Origin of the sequence: Novosphingobium sp. (assembly GCF_020852455.1) — a bacterium.
Lineage (GTDB): Bacteria > Pseudomonadota > Alphaproteobacteria > Sphingomonadales > Sphingomonadaceae > Novosphingobium.
The window spans coordinates 258,640-281,946 of sequence record NZ_JADZAT010000032.1; the positions used below are offsets into that span (position 1 = coordinate 258,640).

24 protein-coding genes are annotated in these 23,307 nt (G+C 64.5%); 10 read left to right on the forward strand and 14 right to left on the reverse strand.

The features are described from left to right. Window positions 1–99: 99 nt before the first annotated feature. The 3 genes from IT549_RS15780 to IT549_RS15790 are packed head-to-tail and all read right to left on the reverse strand — an operon-like array spanning window position 100 to window position 3,895. Entirely contained in the window at window positions 100–2,175 is a 2,076-nt protein-coding gene (locus tag IT549_RS15780) for a hypothetical protein (protein ID WP_292974589.1), read from the reverse strand. Between the two features lie 32 nt (window positions 2,176–2,207). Next, window positions 2,208–3,476 (reverse strand): GDSL-type esterase/lipase family protein, encoded by a 1,269-nt coding sequence (locus IT549_RS15785; protein WP_292974590.1) that lies wholly within the window; start codon window positions 3,474–3,476, stop codon window positions 2,208–2,210. After that, window positions 3,473–3,895: a hypothetical protein gene (locus IT549_RS15790; RefSeq protein ID WP_292974591.1), complete on the reverse strand. Its 423-nt coding sequence runs from the start codon at window positions 3,893–3,895 to the stop codon at window positions 3,473–3,475. The genes IT549_RS15785 and IT549_RS15790 overlap by 4 nt, the downstream gene beginning before the upstream one ends. 184 nt (window positions 3,896–4,079) lie before the next feature. Here IT549_RS15790 and IT549_RS15795 point away from each other — a divergent pair, with 184 nt between their 5' ends. Genes IT549_RS15795 through IT549_RS15805 form a run of 3 tightly spaced genes read left to right on the forward strand, consistent with a single transcriptional unit; the run spans window position 4,080 to window position 7,746 of the window. Beyond that, complete coding sequence (locus IT549_RS15795; protein ID WP_292974592.1) at window positions 4,080–5,315, forward strand: glycosyltransferase family 4 protein; 1,236 nt, start codon at window positions 4,080–4,082, stop codon at window positions 5,313–5,315. Beyond that, on the forward strand, window positions 5,312–6,856 hold the full coding sequence (locus IT549_RS15800; protein WP_292974593.1) for an FAD-dependent oxidoreductase: 1,545 nt from the start codon (window positions 5,312–5,314) through the stop codon (window positions 6,854–6,856). The genes IT549_RS15795 and IT549_RS15800 overlap by 4 nt, the downstream gene beginning before the upstream one ends. Continuing rightward, window positions 6,853–7,746 (forward strand): aldo/keto reductase, encoded by an 894-nt coding sequence (locus IT549_RS15805; protein ID WP_292974594.1) that lies wholly within the window; start codon window positions 6,853–6,855, stop codon window positions 7,744–7,746. The genes IT549_RS15800 and IT549_RS15805 overlap by 4 nt, the downstream gene beginning before the upstream one ends. On the opposite strand, the gene IT549_RS15810 is transcribed toward IT549_RS15805, so the two are convergent. The 10 genes from IT549_RS15810 to gluQRS form a co-directional block, all read right to left on the reverse strand. Further along, on the reverse strand, window positions 7,734–8,723 hold the full coding sequence (locus IT549_RS15810; RefSeq protein ID WP_292974595.1) for a glycosyltransferase family A protein: 990 nt from the start codon (window positions 8,721–8,723) through the stop codon (window positions 7,734–7,736). The genes IT549_RS15805 and IT549_RS15810 overlap by 13 nt on opposite strands. After that, window positions 8,720–9,133: a WxcM-like domain-containing protein gene (locus IT549_RS15815; protein WP_292974596.1), complete on the reverse strand. Its 414-nt coding sequence runs from the start codon at window positions 9,131–9,133 to the stop codon at window positions 8,720–8,722. The genes IT549_RS15810 and IT549_RS15815 overlap by 4 nt, the downstream gene beginning before the upstream one ends. Next, window positions 9,130–10,092, reverse strand: coding sequence for an NAD(P)-dependent oxidoreductase (locus tag IT549_RS15820; RefSeq protein WP_292974597.1), 963 nt, complete (start codon window positions 10,090–10,092; stop codon window positions 9,130–9,132). The genes IT549_RS15815 and IT549_RS15820 overlap by 4 nt, the downstream gene beginning before the upstream one ends. Then, window positions 10,089–11,192 (reverse strand): CDP-glucose 4,6-dehydratase, encoded by a 1,104-nt coding sequence (rfbG, locus tag IT549_RS15825; protein WP_292974598.1) that lies wholly within the window; start codon window positions 11,190–11,192, stop codon window positions 10,089–10,091. Before rfbG ends, IT549_RS15820 begins: the two co-directional genes overlap by 4 nt. A 9-nt stretch (window positions 11,193–11,201) precedes the next feature. Continuing rightward, window positions 11,202–11,981, reverse strand: a complete 780-nt coding sequence (gene rfbF, locus IT549_RS15830) for a glucose-1-phosphate cytidylyltransferase (RefSeq protein WP_292974599.1) — start codon at window positions 11,979–11,981, stop codon at window positions 11,202–11,204. Beyond that, window positions 11,978–13,363, reverse strand: a complete 1,386-nt coding sequence (locus tag IT549_RS15835; protein WP_292974600.1) for a hypothetical protein — start codon at window positions 13,361–13,363, stop codon at window positions 11,978–11,980. The genes rfbF and IT549_RS15835 overlap by 4 nt, the downstream gene beginning before the upstream one ends. A 63-nt stretch (window positions 13,364–13,426) precedes the next feature. Further along, the gene (locus IT549_RS15840) at window positions 13,427–14,296 is read right to left on the reverse strand and encodes a 3-hydroxyacyl-CoA dehydrogenase NAD-binding domain-containing protein (protein WP_292974601.1); all 870 of its coding nucleotides are present in this window, start codon (window positions 14,294–14,296) and stop codon (window positions 13,427–13,429) included. Between the two features lie 60 nt (window positions 14,297–14,356). Further along, window positions 14,357–14,926, reverse strand: a complete 570-nt coding sequence (locus IT549_RS15845) for a cob(I)yrinic acid a,c-diamide adenosyltransferase (RefSeq protein WP_292974602.1) — start codon at window positions 14,924–14,926, stop codon at window positions 14,357–14,359. Between the two features lies 1 nt (window position 14,927). Further along, window positions 14,928–15,161 carry an HIG1 domain-containing protein gene (locus tag IT549_RS15850; protein WP_292974603.1) on the reverse strand — a complete coding sequence of 78 codons (234 nt, stop codon included), beginning with the start codon at window positions 15,159–15,161 and terminating at the stop codon, window positions 14,928–14,930. Then, complete coding sequence (gluQRS, locus tag IT549_RS15855) at window positions 15,158–16,006, reverse strand: tRNA glutamyl-Q(34) synthetase GluQRS (protein WP_292974604.1); 849 nt, start codon at window positions 16,004–16,006, stop codon at window positions 15,158–15,160. The genes IT549_RS15850 and gluQRS overlap by 4 nt, the downstream gene beginning before the upstream one ends. 329 nt (window positions 16,007–16,335) lie before the next feature. Between gluQRS and IT549_RS15860 the strand changes: the two genes are divergently transcribed. From IT549_RS15860 to IT549_RS15880, 5 genes are all read left to right on the forward strand, one after another. Then, complete coding sequence (locus IT549_RS15860; protein WP_292974605.1) at window positions 16,336–16,944, forward strand: HNH endonuclease; 609 nt, start codon at window positions 16,336–16,338, stop codon at window positions 16,942–16,944. A 90-nt stretch (window positions 16,945–17,034) separates the two neighbouring features. Continuing rightward, window positions 17,035–17,595 (forward strand): MOSC domain-containing protein, encoded by a 561-nt coding sequence (locus IT549_RS15865; protein ID WP_292974606.1) that lies wholly within the window; start codon window positions 17,035–17,037, stop codon window positions 17,593–17,595. A 42-nt stretch (window positions 17,596–17,637) separates the two neighbouring features. After that, the gene (locus IT549_RS15870) at window positions 17,638–18,300 is read left to right on the forward strand and encodes a hypothetical protein (protein WP_292974607.1); all 663 of its coding nucleotides are present in this window, start codon (window positions 17,638–17,640) and stop codon (window positions 18,298–18,300) included. A 126-nt stretch (window positions 18,301–18,426) separates the two neighbouring features. Beyond that, window positions 18,427–19,695 (forward strand): hypothetical protein, encoded by a 1,269-nt coding sequence (locus IT549_RS15875; protein ID WP_292974608.1) that lies wholly within the window; start codon window positions 18,427–18,429, stop codon window positions 19,693–19,695. A gap of 109 nt (window positions 19,696–19,804) precedes the next feature. Further along, window positions 19,805–21,019 (forward strand): aminotransferase class I/II-fold pyridoxal phosphate-dependent enzyme, encoded by a 1,215-nt coding sequence (locus IT549_RS15880; protein ID WP_292974609.1) that lies wholly within the window; start codon window positions 19,805–19,807, stop codon window positions 21,017–21,019. A 93-nt stretch (window positions 21,020–21,112) separates the two neighbouring features. Here IT549_RS15880 and IT549_RS15885 read toward each other — a convergent pair whose 3' ends face one another. Then, complete coding sequence (locus IT549_RS15885) at window positions 21,113–21,727, reverse strand: hypothetical protein (RefSeq protein ID WP_292974610.1); 615 nt, start codon at window positions 21,725–21,727, stop codon at window positions 21,113–21,115. A gap of 134 nt (window positions 21,728–21,861) precedes the next feature. On the opposite strand from IT549_RS15885, the gene IT549_RS15890 reads away from it, so the two are divergent. Both IT549_RS15890 and IT549_RS15895 read left to right on the forward strand, forming a co-directional pair. After that, window positions 21,862–22,179 (forward strand): 2Fe-2S iron-sulfur cluster-binding protein, encoded by a 318-nt coding sequence (locus IT549_RS15890; RefSeq protein WP_292974663.1) that lies wholly within the window; start codon window positions 21,862–21,864, stop codon window positions 22,177–22,179. A 12-nt stretch (window positions 22,180–22,191) separates the two neighbouring features. Continuing rightward, a complete protein-coding gene (locus IT549_RS15895) occupies window positions 22,192–23,286 on the forward strand; it encodes a ferritin-like domain-containing protein (RefSeq protein WP_292974611.1) in 1,095 nt (364 codons plus the stop codon). Window positions 23,287–23,307 lie beyond the last annotated feature (21 nt).

The following is a 23,307-nucleotide window of genomic DNA, read 5'->3' on the forward strand; positions in this document are numbered from 1 at the left end:
CCTTGTCCTGGTCGTCGCCATAGTCCTGAAGAATGCTCCCCGATCCGCGCCGCAGCGCGTTGGCGGCATAGCGGCATGCGAGCGCGGCGGGAAGGCGGATTATTTGCCGGCCACTTCGTGATGGAAGGCAATACCCAGTTCGGTCGCCGATCGATCGATCGTGGTCCCAGTCGGATTGGCGATGACCAGCCTGGCGCCGCCGGCCTGCGGTTCCGCGCTGCGAAGCTCCAATCCGGCGAACCCTCCCAGAAAGCGAACAGAATCGATGAAATCGCTGGCCAGCATGTCCGGGATCGGCAAGATCACGCTGATAGTCGCGCCGGCCGCAATGGCAGGCAGGTCATAGGCTGGGAAGACCGCTTCAAGCGGATCCTGCTCAACCCCGGCGCTGCGGACCGCGTCCTCGCTCAGCGTCACGTCCAGCTCGGACTGCTCGGCGAACCAGCATTCCAGCTCGACAAACTCGTTTGCGGCGTTGAGCCCGGCATTGGCGGCCGTGGCGCAGAGTACCTGAAACGGCTGGTTGCGAAACAGCCACTGTGCGCCGCCAACATCGCCGGCATAGGTACGGATGGTGATGTCCTTGCCGGGCTGCAGGGCATCGGCATAGTTTGCGCCGTTTGCGTCCTTGCGGCCCAGATAAAAGGCGTGCAGCTGGCTGCCCGTGCCAACCGTTACGCCAGGCGTGACATAGCCGCGTGCCCGGGCCAGCAAGCCGGCAGGTCCGTAAACATAGCGATACTCCCCGTCGCGCAGCACGAAGCGTTTGCGCCAGTGACGCAACCGTTCGAAATTGTAGACCTCGCGCACGCCGCCAATCGTGAGATCAAGCAATCCGGTGATGGCCTTCAGTGGTATGCTGTAGGGTGCAGTCGGATGGATCAGTCGCAGGGTGCCACTGAACTGGGCGAAGCCATCATAGTGGGCCAATCCATTGCTGACTTCCATCAGGCGATAGCCGCCGAACCCGGTAATGGTCAGATCATGCAAGGTGAGGCTGGCACGGCCCTGCGCGTTGATCACCACCACGCCAACCCCCAGCGATTGCCCCTGACTGTCGGTCATGGTGTTTTCGAACATGCCGCCGATTACGGTAACGTGAGCCCCGGCTTCAGCCTTTATCAGGCCCAGCGTGGCGCGGGCGCGGGGGCGGAGCAAGACCGTGTTGCGGGTTTCGGCAAACGAGAAGGCGGCGCCGAAGCTGGGCTGGGTCGTCAGACATCCATCCTGCCAGCAGTCCTCAATCGTCAGTCCGTCGCAATACTGCGCAACAATGGTGCCGGCACCGATATTGCGGCCACCAACATTCTCAATTCTTACGCGTTCGGCGCAATAAAGCGAGACGCCGTCTTCGGCCGGACCCTCGATCACCAGGTTGCGCAGCGCCCAGTCGCGCAACACAGGCAGTTTGCGCAGGCGCTTGCAGGTGCCGGACACGCTGGCCAGCGTCAGGCCCTCCGGAATGGGCCGGTCTAGTCCGATCTGATCGCCAGTCACCGATACGACCGTCGCAAACGACCAGTTGAGCGTTTCGGGCAGGTCATAGGGAAGCTCGCCCAGCTGCCACAGCACAGTATCGCCCGGGGCAAGCTGGGTCCCAAGACCACTTGCCAGTGTAACGCTGCGCGAACCGGCCGTAACATCCTGACCCAACGGCAAGTCTATGATCGGGCCAAGATTCTCCGGGTGATAGACAATCCCGCGTCCACCGTTTTGTCGCGTGAAGCTGGCACCGCTGTGGTCTTGAACGAGCGCATTGGCTGCGACCATCTGGATAGGCGGGGTCCCTTGCGCAATGGCTTCGCTGGGGGGGATGTATTCAACCCGGTAATGTGCCGATTCAAATCGCGCTCCGCGCGCTCCGCGCGCACCGATCGCCGCAGCATAGGCCAGCGTTGCTCGGATCGCGGGGCCGTCGTCGACCATGCCGTTGCCTTTGGCACCTCCGACTTCGACCGGGATCCGCCCTCCTTCAGGCAGCGCGCGCCAATATCGGCCATTGCTTGAACGCGCGACAAAGCGCGGGTGCGCGGCCATCAGCGAGGCGGTAGCCAGGCTGTCCGAGACATAGCGGCTGGGCGCGATGCCCAGCGTGTCCCGGCCGCTAGTCTGGATAATGTCTGTACCGCTGCGAATGTTCTGCAGCGCAATGTCTGTAAACAGGAAATCGGCCATATCGGGGTTTGCTCCAGATCTGCAAAAGGGGATCAGGCGAATTCGGTCAGGATCAGCCGGCGAAGCTGCTGGGTCATCCACAGCGCGTCGAGGTTGTGCCCGGCCTGATTCGGGTGGGTCGGATCGCCACCGCCGATGGTGTAGTTGTAGGCCTGATCGGTCGTGACCGTGCTGGTCCCCGACCGCAGAATCGGGCCTGGACCAAAGCGATCGACGAACCACACATTCGCGTTTGCCGCGCCGACACAGGCCTCCTGGCCAGCATCCCGGATCCGGTAGAGTTCAAGCGGAATGGCAGTTGAGCCGGCATAGGTTGGGCCAAAAACCACCAGCGGCTTGCCCGGACGCTGCGCGGCCCAGTGGTCGATCAGAGTCCACATGCCCTTGTTGACCGCTTCCTGCAGCGATGCCGCACCACCCCACATTGCCGAAGATACGTTGTCGTTGATCGACATCATCACCACGCCCATGCTCACATTGGGGTTGGCCGAGGTGATCTGGTCGGTCCAGCCATTGAGGGCGAGGTCGGCCAGGCGGTTGGCATCCTGCCAGTTTACCCGTCCCCCGGTCCCGGGGTTGAGTATGCCGGTGCCGCCAACCGAAGCGTTGGCCGGGTTCATGCCCAGGGCGCGCAAGGTCGCAACGCCCTGACCATCCCAATGCGTAGCGCCGGTTCCTTCGGGAAAGCTGTCACCTACCAGGGTCACAAGCGGGTAGTTGCGATTGGAGGCGGTGACCTCGCCGGTCGAGGCGACGTTGAGGCCCTTGTGTCCGGCTCCGCAAACCTCAACCCGAACCCGCCGCGAAGCAGAGACCGGGAATGCCACTTTGATCTGGCGCCAAGCACCATCGGTGGTGATGCTGGCGGTCCCCGCGATCCGATCGTTGACCAGGACTCTGAAATTGGTGCCGGCCTGCAGCGTGTGACAGGCCATCGTCACTTCGAACTGGCTGCCGGTGTGCAGGAATTCGTAAGCCACATAGGCCCATGATCGGTTGCCGGAATACCAGGCGCCGCGCGCGTAGTAGTCTGCATTGACCCCCTTGTTGGCGGTGCCGCTCAGAAAAGTCAGCTTTGCGGAGTTGCCCAGCGAAACATTGGCGCTCGATGCGGCGACACCGTTGATGGTAGAAACGGCTCCTCCGCTCGGCACGGTGATCGTTGCAAGATCGTTGGCGGGGCAACGATAGTTGGGTTGGGGGAAGAAGGCATTGTTGCGGATCGCCGCGATCAGTGCCTGGGTGTTGGGCGTGCGTGCTTGGGCGGCGGCCATGCCACGGGCGATCACGTCGGTGCTCATTGTGCCACCCTGTAGCTGACGCTACCTGATGAGAGTGTGATGTCGAGATAGAGGCGCGCGGCGCTTTCGCTCTCGTCCCAGACGGCCTCACAGACATTGCCGGTGTACTGGCCCCAGGCGTTACCCGCAATGGTCAGCGGCTGTCGCGTCGCCCCGCCATCGGTGGAGCGTGTGACCTTCACCGAACCGGACCAAGTGCCGGTCAGCACCAGCATCACCGGACGGCCCAGCGCCGGCTGGTATGGGCCGACGACTGATGTCGCGTTGGCGGTTCCAGCAAGGGCGGTGGCTGACGGATTGCCGAAAGTCACGGGCAGGGGAGTGGCTGCCGTTACAGGCAACATGCTTCCATCGACATCGGCATAGGCGACTGCACGGGTCACGGCGTAGCCGGCAGGATTCTGGATTGGAGTGGGCATCGGCGGTTCCTTGTGAATCGGGAACCGATCAAATAACCTAAATGGTTACATGTAGGAAAATAGAATAATCAATATGGCATTTTCAAGGTTTTTCATTGGCTTGAAGATGAATTCCTACCGAATCTGGCGGATTTTGGGGTGGAGATAGCTGTCGGCCCGGAGTAGCAAGCCGGCTATCGAAACAATGCAAGTCGCAGTTTTTCATCCGGGCACGCAGCACAGCTGGCAGACTGCCTACGCCTTGCAGCAGCTTGGGCGGCTTGAGTGGTATTCCACCTCGATCTTCTACAAACCCGATAGTCTGCCCTATTTGCTCGATCGTCTGCCGGGCCCCGTCGGGCGGCGACTGGGTCGGGAGTTCTCGCGCTTTCGGCACCAAGGACTCGATCCAGGGCTGGTGCGCACCGCTGGTCTTGTCGAATGGTTCGAACGGATCGCGGCGCGGGCCGGCTCACGCAGCCTGGCTCGCTGGCTTGATGTCTGGGGTAACCGCAGGTTTGCGGCACGGATTGCAGGCGAGATCGGCTCGGCAACACCCTATGCGTTGTGGGGTTACAATGCCAGCTCGCTACAGGCGTTCGAAGCCGGGAAGGCCGCTGAACGTCCACTGATCCTCGACCGTACGATCGGTGACTACCGGTCCTACAATCAGTTGATGGCCGAAGTTGCCAAGACTCACCGCGAATGGTTCGTGCCGACCGATCGCCACTTTCCAGAAGCGCTGATCGAACGCGATCAGCACGAATATGATCTGGCCGACACGATCTTGTGCGGCAGCGAATATTGCGCCCAGTCAGTGCGCGACTGGGGCGGGCCGCAGGTAGCCCCCAAAGTCCGGGTGTTGCCCTATTGTTATGACGAAGCGCTGTTTGCCAACCAGCCGATTGCGGAACCGCTCAAGCCTGGCGAACCACTTCGGTTCCTGTTCATCGGTCAGATCAATCCACGCAAGGGCATCCATCATCTGCTCGAAGCCTTCGCACGAATTCCGGCCAGCGCGGCCAGTCTGACGCTGGTCGGCGAAATGCGGGTGCCGCGTGAAGCGTTTGCGCCCCATGCCGATCGCGTCACCTGGATCCCGACGGTTCCGCGTGCCGAGATCCCGGCGATCATGGCCGCGCACCATGTGCTGGTTTTCCCGAGTTATTTCGAAGGATCAGCACTCTCCCTGATCGAGGCTCTGGCCAGCGGTATGGGGGTGATCCAGACCCAAGCGGCCGGCAATGGCGCGACTGCGCAGACAGGACTGATGCTCGACCAGCCTTCAACCGAAGGTCTGTATCAAGCCATGCTGCAGGCGATCGATGATCGCCCTGCTGTGGATGCCTGGCGCGCCCAGGCCAGGGCCGAAGCACAGCGCTATTCGTTCGCGGCCTACCGCGCAAACATCGCCCGACTCTTGGCGGAGCTAGGACTGTGATCGTCGAACGATTTGGGCAACTGCCCGAAGCGGCACTGACGCCAGCTGTTGCGATTGTTGGCGCCGGGGCCGTGGGTATCGCCCTGGCGGTCCAGTTGGCGCGCAGCGGACTGACTGTGACTGTGATCGAAGGCGGGCCGGCCCGGCCGCCGGTTGACTATCGCCCGGCCAATGCGGCCAGTTCCAGCGGCCTGCCGCATATCGGCCTTCTGGGCGGGCGAATGAAAGCGCTGGGCGGCACCACGCGGCTGTGGGGCGGGCAGTTGATGGCGTTCGGCGCGAACGATCTTGCGGCGGAAACCTATCGCGGCAAGCCGGGTTGGCCGATCACCGCTGATCAATTGCGAGAGGCTACGGCCAAGGCCTTGGCATTGCTCCGTATTCCACCCGAGCTTCAGAATGGTGCGGCTGTGCACCGAAGCGCGAGCGGGATCGGGCCGCAGCTCGATTCGGCGCTGGAACTGGCAATTGCCGCATGGTTGCCCCAACCCGATTTCGCCCAATTGTTTGCACGTGAACTTGCCGAATTGCCCGGACTAACCGTGCTTACCGGACACCGTGCGGTCGACTTCGTGGTTCGCGAACCCGGTGAATACGCCGCCGTGCAGGTACGTTCGAATCAGGGAGAGCGCGGCCAGATCAGACCCGGCGCAGTGGTGCTGGCGAACGGAACCTTTGAACTGGTGGGAACCTTGCTGCGACTGGCGCAGCGCGACGATTGCTCGATTGAAGGAAAAGCACATGTCGGACAATGGTTTATCGACCACCTTCATGCGATCGGCGGAACCATCGGGAAGCTCGACCAGGCGCGGCTGGGCAACATCAGCGATGCAGTGTTCCGTTCCGGCCACAAGTTCACGGTAAAGCTCAAGCTTTCCGAGCAGTTGCAGAACGAAGCTGCAGTCCCGAATGTTGCCGCGATGGTGCTGCCTCCACTGGGCCTGCGCGAGCTGCTGCGTGACCTTGTCGGACTTGCGCGCCGCAGTGGCAGTGCGGCCGCACATCTCGGTGTTTTTCAGACACTTGCGATGCTTGGCCCGCTTACCTGGCGCTATCTGGTCAAGCGCCGTGGGCCAAGCCTTCTTGGTGGCCAGGCCTTCCTTGGGATCGAGATCGAGCAGGTGGTCTGCAGGGCGAGCCGAATCTCGCTCGATCCCGCCGATCCGGAGCGGCTGGTCCTGCACTGGGCACTGGATGGAGCGGCAGAAATGCGCGGGGTGCGGCTGTTTTGCGAGGCAGTGCGTGACTACCTCGCGCGCGAAAGGCTGGGGGATCTCGAAATCGACCCGCGGATCCTGGAAGAAGATCCTGAGTTCCTTAAGGAAGCGCACGATGCCTATCACCAGATGGGCGGGGCGCGGATGGCCGAGAGTGCCGAACAGGGCGTGGTCGATTCCCAGCTCAAGGTTTTCGGCACGCGCAACCTCTATGTCCTTGGTGCAGCGGCCTTTCCCTCGGGCAGCTTTGCCAACCCGACTTTGACCGCGTTAGCGCTGTCGGTGCGCCTGGCCGAGCATTTGCAAAGGGTTGTGCGGCAATGATTATTCCGCGCCTGGTGCTGGGGACCGCCCGGATCGCTGGTGGCGCCAGCGCGCGCGAGTCTGTTGATCTGGTTAAAAGCGCTTTTGATTCAGGAATTTGTGCGGTCGATACCGCACCATCCTACGGGATCGGGACTGCCGAGGATGTTGTTGGATCGGCGCTGGTTGGGTACCCGGGAGTCGAGGTCGCGACCAAGGTGGGATCGCATCGCCCCGATCACGCCATGCTGCGCAGTTTTGCCCGCAAGATCAAGCGGTTGATTACGGGGGCGAACGAGCCAGCAGGCAGTCTGCCGCCCGAACAGCTCAAACAGCCGTCCGGCAATGACTTCTCTGCCCGTTTTATGGCTCAATCTCTTGAAATATCACAGGAAAAGCTTGGCCGGATCGACCTGCTGCTGCTCCATGATATAACTGCGGATGAAGTCACCGCGCAGGTGTTGGCGGACCTGGCGCGGCTTGGCGGGCAATGGGTGACCGGATACGCCTCGCTGGCCTGCTGGAATAGCGCTCTGGATCAATGCTTTACCGCTGGCCGGGTAGCGCAGTGCGCGCCCGATCCGCAGTGGTTGCTGGGAACGGGCGAGATTCCGGCCGAACGGCCGCTGCGGCTCCATTCGCTGGTCAAGACCGGGCTGGCGCTTGCTGAGCAAAACACCAGCTTTGCCAATGGCTTGGAACGGGCAGCGGGGATGATCGAGGGTGATCCGCTGACCGCCCGGATCGCCGCGCTCTATGCCCTGGCGGCGGTGCGGATCCCGACCGCGCGGTTGCTGTTCACATCAAGCCATCGAGCGCGACTGAGCGGTCTCATCAAGGCCCTTCAAAAGATAGACGACAGTCACTCCGCACCCCGACTGGCGGCACTCTTTACCGCTCAAGCGGGATAGAGCACTTCGCGCGGCACTTCGCGTTCAAGCCGGGCCAGACGGATCCGTTCCTGCCGCCAGGCGCGCAGCACCAGCGGCGGCAGGACCGGCCAGTAGATCAGCGGAACCTTGCCTGCGGTGGAAAGCGCCCGTCCGATCCGACCGGCCACCAGATCGCCGGCAATCGCCCGCGCGCCCAGCGCTGCCGGGATCAGGCGCAACCGGACGCGGGCCTTGCCGCCGATCCCGAGTTCAGCCCCGTGCCGGGCCACGAATGCAGGCAGATAGCCCTGAAAATCGCGCAATTCGCGCAGGCTGGCGCGGGCCTGGACCGCGACCTGCCCGGCGTGGATCCGGTTGCGGGTCAGCGGCGCCTTGACAACCGCGTAGTCGTAGCGCGTCAGCAGTTCCAGCCAGCAGAACAGATCAAAATAGAGATAGCGCGGATCAAATCCGCCGGCCGCCTCAAAGGCATCGCGCCGCACGGTTGCGGTCGTCAGCGCCGGGAACAGCACCGCCCGGCGCACATCCCACAGCTTGCGCGCGATCATGTCGGGCCCGGACAATTGCAACAGTTCTTCATCGGCGGGAACATCGGTCAGATAGCCGTTGTCGAACAGGTGCCGTTCGCCATTGCCGATCAGCCCGACCTTGCTGCCAGCCAGATCGCCGATCGCCGCAGCGAGCCGGGCCAGGCAGTCCACTTCCATCAGGTCATCATGGCAGAACAGTTTGACCCACGGGCTGGCGGTCAGCCGCACCGCACGGTTCACATTGGCAGCTTGCGGGATCAGTTCGGCGCAGCGCGAAACGCGAATGCGCGGATCGCGCGCGGCATAGGCTGCAAGGATCGCGGGCGTCTGGTCATCCGAAGCATTGTCCGACACGTGCAGTTCGAAATCGGCATGGCTCTGCGCCAGGATCGAATCGAGTGCCGCAGCCAGGTAATTGGCCCCGTTGCGCACCGGCAGCGCGATCGAGATCAGCGGCGCGCTCATGCCGAAACGGCAAATGGCACGGTATCGGCCGGATCGTAGCGATCGGCGGCATAGGCTGCCAGCACGAAGTCGCCGGCGGCATCGCCCGGATTGACGAAGACATGCGCCAGCCCGGCGGGCATATAGACGGTCTGCGGCTGCGCTGCATCAAGCCACCATTCGGCGCGTTCGCCACTAACCGGATCAGCCACCATGAGTAGCGCTTTGCCAACCACAATGGTAAACCACTCGGCACATTTGGGGTGATAGTGGTTGCCGCGCGCCTGCCCCGGCACGGCCATGGTCAGGTAAACCTCACCGACATGGCCCGGCAGCCCGGCCTCACCGCCATCGAGCACTTTCAGAAACCAGCCGCGCTCATCGGCGATCAGCCGGCGCGGCAGGAACTGCACTTGATCGATCAGGTTCATGCGGCAAGCTCCGCCGTGACAAGATCGGCCACCCCTTGCGCCAGCGAAACCCGTGCCCGGCGCAGGCCCTTCGCCTGCCAGCGCGACAGGTCGGGCAGGCTGACCATCGGTTCATTGGCACGATAGGGCAAGGCACCGATCCGGCATTGCGCCGCGAGCCCGTGGCGGCCCAGCTCGGCGGTCAGCGCCTCGATGAACTGGTGCAGCGCGATCGGCTGCCCCGAACCGAGATTGCAGAGTTCCAGGCCCGGCGCATCGCCGCGTTCGGCCAGCGCCGCCCACAGCATCGCCGCGCAATCATCGACATGCAGGAAGTCGCGCTGCTGTTCGCAGGCGGTCAGATCGACCGGTTCGCCCGCGCGGGCTTTGGCGATCAGGAACGGCCCCAGCCGCCGCGCCGCCTCGCCCGCGCCATAGATATGGAAGGGACGCAGCAGCACCAGCGGCAGCCGATCGGCAAAGGCCCCGGCCACGCAGGCCGCCGCCGCCTTGGCCGCGCCATAGTGGCTGCCGGCCGGCACGATCGGCCAGTCTTCGCCCACCGGGTGATCGCTGGCGGCATATTCGAAACCCGAACCGACCAGCACCACGCGCGGCGGCACCGCCAGCGCGGTGCAGGCATCCAGCAGGGCCTCGGTCCCGCCCACCGCCACGGCCAGCATATCGGGCAGGCTGGCCGAACCATAGGCCACACCCGGCGCGGCACAGTGGATCACCGCCTGCGGGTTTGCTGCGGCCACGGCCCGCGCCACCGCCGCGCGATCGGCCAGATCGGCCTGGTGATGCTGAGCACCGGGTGCCGCGGGACTACGACCCAGAACGTGCAGAACGGTCCCGGCGGCCAATGCCTGGCGCGCGACCTGCCTGCCCAGAAAGCCGCTGGCCCCGGTCAGCAGGACCCGCTGCCCGGCAAAGGGCACGGCGGCTTCGGCATCAAGCAAGGCAGAACGGGCGTTCACGCCGCAAACGGCAGGCGCAGCGCGGCGGCCTGCGCGCAGTAATGATCGAGATCGGCCAGACAGGCCGCCCGCGCCGCAGCCGGATCATCGCTCACCGCGCGGTACCACCCGGCGGTGCGGGCAACGGTTTCGGCAAAGGACCAGACCGGCTGCCAGCCAAGCTGACCCACCGCCTTGTCGATCGCCAGACGCAGCAGACCGGCTTCGTGCGGGGCATCGGCGCGGGTCGCATCGGTCCAGCCGGGGCGGCCGAACTGGCCCAGCAATTCGTCGGCCAGGTCGCCCACGCAGCGCACGTCGGTGGGGGCCGGGCCGAAATTCCAGCCCTGGGCAAAGCGCTCGCCGCCTGCCGCAGCCAGCCTTGCACCCAGCCAAAGGTACCCGGCCAGCGGCTCCAGCACATGTTGCCAGGGCCGCAGCGATCCCGGGTTACGCAGACTGGGCGGGCCGTTGCCGGCCAGCGCGCGAACCAGATCGGGGACCAGCCGGTTGGCCGACCAGTCACCCCCGCCGATCACGTTGCCGGCGCGGGCGGTGGCGATCCGTACCCCGTGTTCGGCCACTTTGGCCGGAGTAAAGAAGCTGTCGCGCCAGCTGGCCACGGCCACTTCCATCGCCGCCTTGCTGGCGCTGTAGGGATCGTGCCCGCCCAGCGGATCATCCTCGCGATAGGCGTGTTCCCATTCGCGGTTGAGATAGACCTTGTCGGTGGTGACCATGACCACCACGGCGCGCGTGCCGCAGGCGCGGATCGCTTCCATCAGTTCAATCGAACCGGTGACATTGGTGGCAAAGGTTCCGGCGGGATCGGCATAGCTGTCGATCACCAGGGGCTGCGCGGCAAGGTGAAAGATGAACTGCGGGTCCGCCGCCCTGAGCGCTTCGCGCAGTGCCGCGCCATCGCGGACATCGCCGATCGTATGGTTCAGCGCGCTGGCCACCCCGGCCTGGTCGAACAGGCTGGGCGTGGTTGGCGGAGCCAGTGAATAGCCGTGGACCTGCGCGCCCAGCTGCTCAAGCCACAGCCCCAGCCACGATCCCTTGAACCCGGTATGCCCGGTCACGAAGACGCGTTTGCCGCGATAGACTTCAGCGAACATTGGCGGGCCCTAGCGCTGCCACGGCGCGGTTCCGCCGTCCCACAGATCGTTGAGCAGGCGCCATTCGCGATAGGTATCCATCGGCTGCCAGAAGCCGTGATGTTCATAGAGCATCAGCTGGCCATCGGCGGCAAGGCGTTGCAGCGGCTGCTGTTCAAGGATCAGCCCGGGATCATCATCGAGATAGTCGAACACCCGCCCTGAAAAGACGAAATAGCCGCCGTTGATCAGCCCCTCGCCGGCCTGCGGCTTTTCGGAAAAGCTGGTGACCTGCCGGCCATCGACGGTCATCACCCCGAACCGTCCCGGCGGGTGGACGCCGGTGACAGTGGCCAGCTTGCCGTGGCTGCGGTGGAATTCGACCACCTTGGCGACATCGAGGTCGGCCACGCCATCGCCATAGGTCAGGCAGAACGTATCCTCGCCGGCCAGGTAATCGCGCACCCGCCACAGCCGCGCGCCGGTCTGGCTGGCCAGGCCGGTTTCGGCCAGCACGATCCGCCAGTCGGCCTCGGGGAACCGGGCGGTGCCGTAATCGACCTCGCCAGGGCGCCCCGGGCTGATCGTCAGGTCCGACAGCTGCGCGCGCAGGTTGAGGAAGTATTCCTTGATCGCCCAGCTCTTGTAACCAAGGCACAGCACGAAGTCGGCAATCCCGGCCGCGCCATAGGTGCGCATGATATGCCACAGGATCGGGCGATCGCCGATCCGGATCATCGGTTTGGGGATGTCGTCGGCGACATCGCGGATGCGGGTGCCCTGCCCGCCGCAGAGGATCACGGCCTTCATGGGGTTCGATTCTTTAGGGAAGTTCGCCGCGCGCGCAACTCTGCAATCAGGCCGTGGGCGGCGGCGGCCAGTTCGCTGCGGTCAAGCATGCCCAGCTGGCGGGCCACCTGCCAGGTGCGCAGGATCATCATCAGCTCCATCGCCAGCAGTGCCCAGGCCATGCCCAGTGCGCCATGGCTGTGCGCCAGCACCGCGCCCAGCGCAACTGCGGCCACTGCAGCAGCCAGGAAATGGTAGGCGAACAGGCCGTGCCGGTTGATCGTCATGACCAGGTTCGACAGCGGCACCCAGGCCCCATTGGCCAGCATGGCCAGCGCCATGGCAATCAGCAGCGACCATGAAGGCACCAGCAGCGATCCGGTCCACAAGGCGATGAACGGCCGGCCAAAGGCGATCAGTCCCACCGCCGCGGGTACCACCAGCACGGCGGCCAGTGCCAGGTTGAGCACCACCAGCTGGCTGGCCCGCGCCCAATTGCTCTGGGCCACGTGAACCGTGTAACGCGGCATTGAGGCGACGTTGAAGCGGAACGCAAACTGCAGCGCAGTGCGGCTGAGCGTGCGGACCACCGAAAAGGCCGGCACTGCCGCAGGTCCCGCCATGGCGCCGATCGCCATGACCGACCCCTGGATCGCCACGGCATAGGCCCCCGGCAAGACCAGCGCGGCCAGCGCCGGGCGCAGCAATGCGCGCAGCTCAGCAAGATCAAGCGACCAGCCGCCCTGGCTGAGCCACGGCGCGATTCGGTGCACTGCAAAGGTCATTACCAGCGTGCCTGCCAGCCGCGTGCCGAGATAGGCCGCAGCGACTTCGACCGGTCCGCCGCCCAGCATGGCCAGCCCCAGCGCCACCGCCGCCTCGCACAGGATCACCGTCTGGTAGATCATCCCGCTGGAGGCAAAGGCATCGGCGGCGCGGAAGGCGCCCAGGGTGACTCCGTTGACCAGCGCCAGGAAGCCATAGAGGCACAGCAGCAGCGCGGTCGGCTGGGCAACGGCCTGCGGCATGGCCCCCCCGAAATCGAGCGCTTGCGGGTTGGTCACGAAGATGAACAGCGCGGCCAGGCCTAGCAGGATCAGCCCGGTCAGCGCGGTGATCACCCGCAGCGCCATGTGGATCCGCGCGGCGCGGTCCCGGTCGCCCTGGGCGACTGCGGCGGTCATCGCGTTCGAACCGGCGGTGGTCAGCCCCAGATCGGCCATGGCCAGCAGCGAGGGCACGCTGAACAGCATGACCCAGGCGCCATACCCTGCCACGCCCCAGTTGTGGACCAGCACCGGGACCGAGACCAGCTGGACCAGCAACTGCACGCCCAGCCCATAGAATCCCGCCATGGTGCCAAGCGCCAGGCGCGATCGGGCAAGGCTGAACAGCGAGGTCATCGCCGGGGTGGTTAGCGTCTGCTAGGAAATAGGCAACACCGGGCCGGCGTTGTCAGTCAGACGTCAGCGCGTCGGGACCGGCGCGTCGCCCGAATAGTCGTAGAACCCGCGACCGGCCTTGCGGCCCAGCCAGCCGGCTTCGACATATTTAACCAGCAGCGGGGCCGGGCGGTACTTGCTGTCACCGGTGGTGTTGTAAAGCACGCGGACGATATCGAGGCAGGTGTCGAGCCCGACGAAATCGGCCAGCTCAAGCGGGCCCATCGGGTGGTTGAGCCCCAGCCGGCAGCCCTTGTCGATATCGGCGATGTTGGCAGTGCCCTGGCCCAGCACGAAGACCGCCTCGTTGATCATCGGCAGCAGGATGCGGTTGACCACGAAGCCGGGTTCGTCCTCGGCCATGACCACCTGCTTGCCCAGGCTTTCGGCGAACATCCGGGTGCGCGCGGTGGTTTCCTTGGCGGTGGCCAGGCCGGGGATCACCTCGATCAGCCCCATCACCGGGACCGGGTTGAAAAAGTGCAGGCCGATGAAGCGCTTGGGATCGGGCGAGCTGGTCGCCATGCGGGTGATCGGGATCGAGCTGGTGTTGGAGGCCATGATTGCATCCTCGCGCAGCACCTTGCCGGCCGCCTCGAAGATCTTGCGCTTGATCTCCTCGCGCTCGGTCGCGGCCTCGATGATCAGGTCGGCTTCGGCCATCGGCGCATAGTCGGCCACCGGGGTGATCCGGGCGAGCGCGGCACTCGCTTCGTCGGGCGTGATCTTGTCGCGGCTGACCAGCCGGGCCAGCGCCTTGTCGATCCCGGCAACGGCCTTTTCGGCCAGCGCCAGTTCGACGTCCGAGAGCAGCACCTTGATGCCATGCTGGGCGACCGTCTGGGCGATCCCCGAACCCATCTGTCCCGCGCCGATAACCGCCACTGTCCGCATTCTCAGGCCCCTTCGCATGTGCAGCAAAGGCGGCTGGTTAGCGGCGAATGCCCGCGATGGCTAGCGGTTTTGCCCCGGCACCCAGAGCACGTCAGCCGTGCCCTTGCCGTTGATCGCGCGGGCCAGCACGAACAGCAGGTCGGATAGCCGGTTAAGATAGGCCAGCGCCGCCGGATTGACCGGTTCGGCCCCGGCCAGCGCCACCGCGCAGCGCTCGGCCCGGCGGACGCTTGCCCGCGCCACGTGGACCCGCGCTGCCGCCTCGCTCCCGCCGGGCAGGATGAAGCTGGTCAGCGGCGCCATGTCGGCGTTGAGACGATCGATCGCCTGCTCCAGCCAGTCGGTCTGGCCCGGCACCATCCGCAAAGTCATCTCTCCGGGGGCAAAGTCCTCGCCCGGGGTGGCAAGATCGGCGCCCAGGTCGAACAGGTCGTTCTGGATGCGCATCAGCAGGTCGGCGTGATCGCTCTGCGCCAGCTCGACAGAGCATAGCCCCAGCGCCGAATTTGCTTCATCGACCGCGCCGATCGCTTCCATCCGCGCGGCATGCTTGGGCAGGCGCGAGCCATCGACCAGCCCGGTCGTCCCGTCATCGCCAGTGCGGGTGTAGATCTTGTTGAGTTTGACCACGTTACTGCTTGTTCGCGAACATCAGCAGCGCAACCACCAGGATCGCGGCGGCCTGGAACAGGATCCGGCGGAACATCAGGTGGTTCTGCCTGAGCTGCATCGCGCTGGGACCACTGCCTTCGGGCCGGTCCAGATCCTCGCGGGTCGATTGCAGGAAGGCGGCGATGCCGCGCACCAGGGTGATGACGGTCATCACCATCAGCACCACCGCGATCGGGATCAGGATATAGCTCATGGCGCCACTCCTACGCCGGTGGAAAGCGAAATGCCAGCGAGGAAGCGGTGCTCGCGCAGCGCCTGGGCCAGCGCCAGCCCGTCCTCACCGGCGCGGCGCAGGTCGGCCAGCGCTGATGATCCACGCCGCTTGGCGAGCTTGCGCCCGGCCTCGTCAAGCAGCAGGCCATGGTGGTGCCAGGTCGGCACCGGCAGGTCGAGCAGCGCCTGCAGCAGGCGGTGGACGTGGCTGGCGCGAAACAGGTCCATCCCGCGCGTCACCAGCGACACCCCGTCATTGGCATCGTCAAGCGTTGCCGCCAGGTGATAGCTGGCCGGCGCTTCCTTGCGCAGCACTATGACGTCGCCGAAGGCTTCGGGCCCGGCCAGCTGGCGCCCGGCCAGCTCGTCTTCCCACCACAGCGGCCCGGCCAGGTCGCTGGCCCGGGCCATGTCGATCCGCCAGGCCACCGGATCGCCTGGCAGGGCGGTTTTGCCCCGGCAGGTGCCGGGATAGATCGGCCCGTCAGGACCCATGTCCAGCGCGCGCGCCGCCACATCGGCGCGGCTGCAGGTGCAGGGATAGAGCAGCCCCATGGCCATCAGCCGTTCGGCCGCCACGGCATAGTCGGCAATCCGCTCGGTCTGGAACACCACCGGCCCGTCCCAGCCCAGTCCCAGCCATTCAAGGTCGGCGAGGATCTCGGGAACCAGCTCGCGCCGGCTGCGCGTGCCGTCGATGTCCTCGATCCGCACCAGAAACTCACCCCCGCGCGCCCGCGCCAGATCATGCGCGATCACCGCGGCATAGGCATGGCCCAGGTGCAGTAGGCCGTTGGGGCTGGGGGCGAAGCGGGTTCGGAGCATGGCGGCCTTCTTCTATCGCCAACTGTACGCCTGAGGCCAGCGCCGAATGGTTCACGCAGAGAAGCAGGAGAGGCGCAGAGGTGCAGTGCCGGCGGTGAAGCCGCCCGCAACCCTCAGGGGTGCGTTTGGACAGAAGGCCGATTGATGGAAAGCGCCGGCGGCGCAGCGCAATTTCTCTGCGCCTCCCTTTTCTTCTCTGCGGACTCTGCGTGAACCATTCCTCGCTGTGGATTGCACCCGAACCACAGGCTTGACGCGGCGACTCCCGCCATGCTCTCTAGCGCCATGCGCTGTCACAGAACCGCAATTGCGGCTTCCTACAGGGGGCCATGCTCAAGTCGGAGCTGATCGAGCGCGCGGCCCGGTTCCGCAGCGCGGAGGAGGATCCCTCCCGGCATCTCAGCCAATGCCCCGCGCTGGTGCTCAACGCAGACTATACCCCGCTCAGCTATTATCCGCTCAGCCTGTGGCCGTGGCAAACCGCGATCAAGGCGGTGTTCCTCGAACGGGTCGATATCGTCGCCAGCTACACGCGCGAGGTGCATTCGCCCACCTGGTCGATGCCGATCCCCAGCGTGATCGCGCTGCGCCAATATGTGAAGCCCAGCGAATTTCCGGCCTTCACCCGCTTCAACCTGTTCCTGCGTGACCGGTTTGCCTGCCAGTATTGCGGCAGCCCGCATCAGCTGACCTTCGATCACGTGATCCCGCGCCGCCTCGGCGGACGCACCAGCTGGGAAAACGTCGCCACCGCCTGTGCGCCGTGCAACCTCAGGAAGGGCGGGCGGACCCCGGCGCAGGCGCGGATGCCGCTGCTGGTCCCGCCAATCCGCCCGACCAACTGGCAATTGCAGGAACGCGGGCGCGGCTTTCCGCCGGGTTACCTGCACGAGACCTGGCGTGACTGGCTCTATTGGGATGTCGAGCTGGAGGCCTGAACCCTGACGTCATTCGAAATCCTCGCGGTCACCCTGGGCCAGGCGCACGCCTTTCGCGATGGCGAGGCGAGCGCGATTGCCAAGCAGCCGGTGCAAGGCCTGATCGCGATCGGGCGCGAGGGGCTGGCGGGCGATCAGCAGGCTGATCGTATCCATCACGGCGGACCGGACATGGCGATCCACTATTACCCGCGCGATCACTATGGCTACTGGCGTGACTATCTGGGCGATCACGCGCTGCTCGATGGCCCCGGCGCGCTGGGTGAAAACGTGGCGAGCCTGGGTCTGGTCGAAACCGCGGCCTGCATCGGCGATCGCTATCGTCTGGGCACCGCGCTGGTCGAAATCAGCCAGGGCCGCAAGCCCTGCTGGAAGATCGATCACCGGTTTGGCCACAAGGGTATGAGCGCCGAAGTGGTGCGCACCGGGCGGGCCGGCTGGTACTTCCGGGTGATCGAGGACGGCGCGGTGCAGGCCGGCGATGCCTTGCAACTGCTGGATCGGCCGCATCCCGAATGGAGCGTGGCGCGGGTCTTTGCGCTGATCGTTGCCGGGGGGCACAAGGATGACCTTGGTACGCTTAGGGACCTTGCCGGGCTGGCGCCCCTGTCGCAGGATTGGCGCCGCCGCGCGGCCTTGCTCGCTGCATGACAGGTTGAACCGCCTGCCTGGGCGGAAACGGGAGAATTGCTGATGACCCTTTGGCGCTGGGCCGCATTGTTATCGCTGCCATTCCTGCTGATCGCTTTGTCGTTCGGGCGGATCGACGGGATCAAGGCCTGCCCAGGAGAAGGCGAACCGATCCTCAATTTCGAACTTGTGGCCAGCCCGGCCGATGTCGCTGCCCAGTTCCCGCCAGACTGCGCGCAGGCCGCCATCGCCGCGCAGGGCAAGGCGCTGCGGCTCGACAACCTCGGCTTCATTCCGGTCTATTCGGCGCTGTTCATCGTGGTGCTGATGGCGCTTGGGGGCGAGAACCCCGGCGCGCGGCGACTGGTGCAGCTGGGGGTCGCCATGGTCGTGGTGGCCGCTGCGGCCGACTATTGGGAAAACAATCGCCTGGCCGCGATTGCCGCCGCGCTGCCGGGCGATCAGGCCACAATCGACCAGCTCTATCCCGCCCCCCGGATCAAGTTTGGCCTGCTCGCCCTGGTCGAGATCCTGATCGGCTTGCTTCACTGGCAGGCGGGCGGCTGGCGCCGGCTGGCCGGCGGGGCCATGGCGCTGGGCGGCGCGCTGACCCTTGCGGGCTTTGCCGCCAATCGCGAATGGATCCTGCTGGGCGGAATGATCGCTTTCCTCGCCACCCTGATCGCCAATTTTGCGCTGGCGGCAAGGAAGCGTGTGGTTGGCTAGCCGGATGGTTGCTGCCCAGTTCACGATAAACCCCATGTTTGTTCATGTTTTATGTCGTGAGTAGTGAGTTGACTATTTTGTGAGTACTGGCATCATGGCGCCTTTGGGGCTTTTCAGGGGGCTGCCATGGCCGGTACCGGATCTCGGCGTTTGGTTCTTGGGGACGAAGAATTCCTCGACGCGCGCGACTATCTCAAGCTTGAGATGGTGCGCCAGAATATCAACGCGCAGGAGCTGGCCACACAGCTGGGGATGTCTCCGCAGGCGATCTATAATGTAACCGGCGAAACCCGCCGCCCAATTTCGCACAAGCTGGCCAGGGGGCTTGCCCAGGTCCTGGGTGGAACTGTGGAATTCTGGCTGGCCAGCAAGTTCCCTAATGTGTCGCGCGAAAGCGTGGGGCCGGATCCGATCCCGGCAACTCCGCGGCCCGGCGTGCTTATCGATCAAGAAATCAAGAAGTGGAACGCAGAGAGCGAAGATGATGGCTTCGTCATTTCCCCATTGAATGAAGACAAGGTCAAGGGCGCCTCACTGGATCTGTCGGTTGGCCTGATTGTGACCAAGGGCTTTTTCCAGGTTCCCAAGCGCGATCGGGATGCCTGGTTCCACTTTTATCAGATGGATGCCACGCCTGAAGCGTTCGGGTCGGCCGAGCTAAGCGTCTTTGCGGCCATGAAGGCGGATCTTGGCATTGAATTTAGCGATGAAATTGACCTTCAACCCGGGCAGTCGGTGCATGTCGTGGCGGCGGAAATGGTCCAGATGGGCCCAAGGTTCTTCTGTGCCGTAGGCAACGTAAATGAATTGAATCTGCGGGGCATCCAGGTGCTCTGCGGAAGCCAGATCGATCCCGGCTTCAAGGGTCCGCTGGTGTTCCTGGTCAAGAACATATTGGAAGAGGGGGCGGTCAGGCTTTCTCGCGGCGACGACATCGCATCGCTGACAGTCTATTCGCTTCGGCATGCGGTTGGCCGGCTGTATGCCGAAAACCGGCTTAGCCAGATCGGCGCGTTGGTCGGCAAGTTGCGTCGTGCGCTATTTGCGGAGTCAGAGCGAAGCTCTGGAAACGCGGTCCTGCATGAGATCGTCGAGGCGCTCAGGCATGACAAGACCGGACTGAACAAGCTGCTCGACAGGAACCAGGTTGAGGCACGCGCTGCGATCTGGAGCATGTTCAAGGCAGTTCCGGTCGATGTTTCCGATATCGAGGCCCTGGCGGAATATCTGGCGGGAATGACCGGCGGGGACAAAAGTGATCCGCTTGATGTTTCGGCCGCTCTGGCCAAGGCGCCACTGCATCTGGCCCAAGCAATTCGCGAAATCGCCAGCAATCCTGATCAAGAGATAGCCTATTCTGAAGCTATGGTGCGTGCCCTGATCGACCTCGCTTGAGTGAAATCACTCAACACCACTCATTTACTGTTGCATGTGTGATTATATTGTGTGACACCGGGTCATCACGCCAGGCATCTCGCCTAGGCTGAAACTCGGAGAGCATCTCATGCCCACCACGATCGACGGAAAGGTCACCCCACTCACTACCCAGAACACCACCGGTATTGCCCGCATTAAGCAGGCCCTCTCGTCCTGGTGGCCCAGTCCGTGGCCCATCGGGGATTTCATCGCCGAACTGCGCGGCAAGCCGTACGCGAACGAAGCCGCGACTGCTGTTGCCTACCCAATCTTCGCGAACGGGAATTGTCCGGGCCAGGCACTTGTCGAACGCGATCCCGAACTGGTCGCAATCTATCACGAAACGGCGCCTGCTGCCGCCGACTACCCCCAGCCCAAGACCGACGGCTATTGCGAAGCGATCGCCCGCTTTACCGGCGCGCCGCCCGAGGCGGTTATCCCAATGGGTTCCGGCCTCAAGCAGATCGGTGCGCTGGTCCGGCACCTGCACCCGACCGAGGTCATCGCGCTCGATGGCGATTTTCGCGGCTACGCGCTGGCGAGCGAAGTGCAGGGCATCCCGTTCCGCTCGGTCCCGGCCGAACCGGGCCTGGATGACCGCATCTATGATGTGCTGGCCGATCAGGCGGCACAGTGCTGGCGCCCGATTTTTATGACCACAATTGGCTTTACGAATCCGCTGGCGACCTGCATCGATCCGCACCGCGCGGTTGCGGCGATCAAGGCGGCCAACCCCGACGCAATGGTGATCGTCGACAGCGCCTATGCCGAATATGCCGGAATCAGCCAGGCCGAGCTTACCCCTCTGGCTCTGAATTACGCGGGGGTCATCGTGTTGGCGCCGGCATCGAAGATTCTCTTTGCCGCCGGGGCTGCGTCAGGTTGGCTGATCGTCGGCGATAAGGCACTGCTGCGGCACCTGGGCACCAAAGCGTGGCCCTATGAGCCGAGCGGGTTCGGCTCACGCCTGCTGCCGAAACTGATTGGGCGCGCTGACCTGATCAATCGGGCCCGCAGCCAGGTGCAACACGCCAGCGCGATCCTGGGCGCGGGCTGCAGTGAACTGTTCGGAGCCGCCAAGGTAAGCGCCGGCCCCTGGCCCTGGGTGCTCGTCGATGCTGGGCATGCGGCGGGCGATGTCACCAACAGCCTGAAGGCCAAAGAGATCCACGTTCAACGGCAATCAGGCATCAGTGGCCAGCTGGGCCAGAACTGGATCCGCATTTCCTCGACCACTCCGGCTCAGGCGCAGGCCATTGTCGATGCGCTGCGCGATCTGCTGCGCGGCGGCAGCGTGAACTGATCGAACAGGGGGTGCGGTGAAGCCAGCCGCACCCCAGCATGCTGGCCGGATGGACGCATCAGCTACATGAGAGTTCAGCGCGGCAGCTGTGGTTCAACCCACCGCCAGCTGCAGCAGCGCCGCTGCCAGCGCCAGCACCAGCGCCACCCACATACGCGGGCCCATATAGACCGACAGTTCGCGCTGGGTCGGGAAGCTGAAGGTGGTGGGGATGCCCAGCAGCTTGTAGGGATGGACCTTGGCGAACAGCGGGTTCCTGACCATCGCCAGCATGTCGCGGCGGCTGCGATAGCGCATCAGCCCGAAGATCGACCAGCCCGGATCACCCTCGACATTCCAGGCATCGACATAGGGTCCGACCTTGCGCCCGACCATCCCGGGGTGTCCGCCTTTGGCCAGCAGTGCCTTGACGAAGGGATCGGAATAGCGCCGCATCATGGTGCGTCCGGGCACCTGCGCGCCGGTATCGGGATCGGTGACCATGCCCGGCTCGATCCTGACCAGGTTGAGCATGACGAATTCCTTGCCATCATCCTCTTCCAGGAACTTGCGCAGCACAGCCGGATCGTTGCCGCCGCCGTACTTGGCGTGGACCTCAGCGAAGAAGGCGTCGATCTCGGGCTTGGTCAGCGGCCGGCGCAGGCCATCGTACCACAGCCGGAACAGCAGATAGAGCGCCAGTGCCCCGCCCCAGATCCACATGGTCATCGCCTTATCTCCCCCGCTTGCCGTTTGCCGACTGTGCGGCGGCGGATTGACTCATGTCAATGCCCGCATGGCGTTTTACTTACATCAGTGTCAATTATCGCGGCCGTTGTGAGAGGTGGCGCGCCTTGACCCATGTGACTTTCATCGATGCCCAGGGCGTGGCGCGCGAAGTCGATGCGCCCGCCGGGATGAGCGTGGCTGATGCCGCGCTGAACAACCGTGTGCCGGGGATCGAAGCCGATTGCGGCGGCTTCTGCGCCTGCGCCACCTGCCACGTCTATCTGGATGAGGACTGGTTCGCCAAGGTGCCGGCCGCCGACGAGCTGGAAGTGGCGATGCTGGCCAGCGAAGCGATCGATCCGCGCCCGAACAGCCGGCTCGCCTGTCAGTTGCGGCTGTCGGACGCGCTGGAGGGGATCGTCGTCCACACCCCTGAACGCCAGTATATGTGAGAGGAGAGAGCCATGAACCTTGCTACCCCCGTTGGCGCCAGGCCGAAGGAAGACTGGCGCGTCAGCATGAACCCGGATGACATCTACAAGAACCCGATGGCGATCGCCTGGACCTTCGATTACCTGCTTTCGGGCGACAAGGTTGAAGACCTCTACAGGCGCGCCAAGCAGGATCAGTGGGATTCGGACCAGCTGCTCAAGTGGGATACCGTGGTCGATCCGTCGAAGCCGATGATCAACGACCGCAGCGACGTCTATCACCGCATGCCGTTCTTTGCGAAGCTGTCGAAATCGCAGCAGGAAACCTTCACCGCCCATTCGACCGCGCAGCTGCTGTCGCAGTTCCTGCACGGCGAGCAGGGCGCGCTGATGACTGCGGCCTGTGTCACCCATTCGGTGCCGGATTCGACCGCCAAGCTCTATGCCGCGACCCAGACCATGGACGAGGCCCGCCATGTCGAAGTCTATGCCAAGTACTGCGACAAGATCGCGATTGTCTATCCGATGTCGCCCTGGCTCAAGGCGCTGATCGACGCGACGCTGCAGAGCGACCGCTATGAGAAGGTCATGATCGGGATGAACATGATCGTCGAAGGGCTGGCGCTGGGGGCGTTCAACAACATGTACCGCACCACCCAGTGCGAGCTTCTGAAGGCGATCACCTTCAACGTGATGCGCGATGAAAGTCGCCACGTCTCGTTCGGCCACGCCTTCCTGGGCCCGGAAATCGCGCAGCTGCCCGAGGATGAGCGCGAGGATCTGGCTGACTTCGCCTTCCAGGCGATCAACATTCTCGCCCAGGGCACCCAGGCGGCGGGCACGCTGGCCAGCCGGGTCGATCCCGGCTTCATGGAAGTGCTCTACAATTCGAACATCGATCCCGACGACTTTTTCAAGGGTGTCGAGGAAGCGCGCGAAGCCGGGGTGACGCAGGAACTGGCCCCCGGCCAGATCCACGCGATGAAGGACCTGATGCTGCCCGCACTGGCCCGCGTCGGCCTGCTCACGCCGACCGCCCGCAAGAAGTACGAGGAGGCCGGGATTCCGATCTTCGACGATCCGCGCGTGCTCCACGCGATGGAAGGCGGCAACCCGATCGCCGCCTGAGCCGAGGAGACCGGTTCCGGG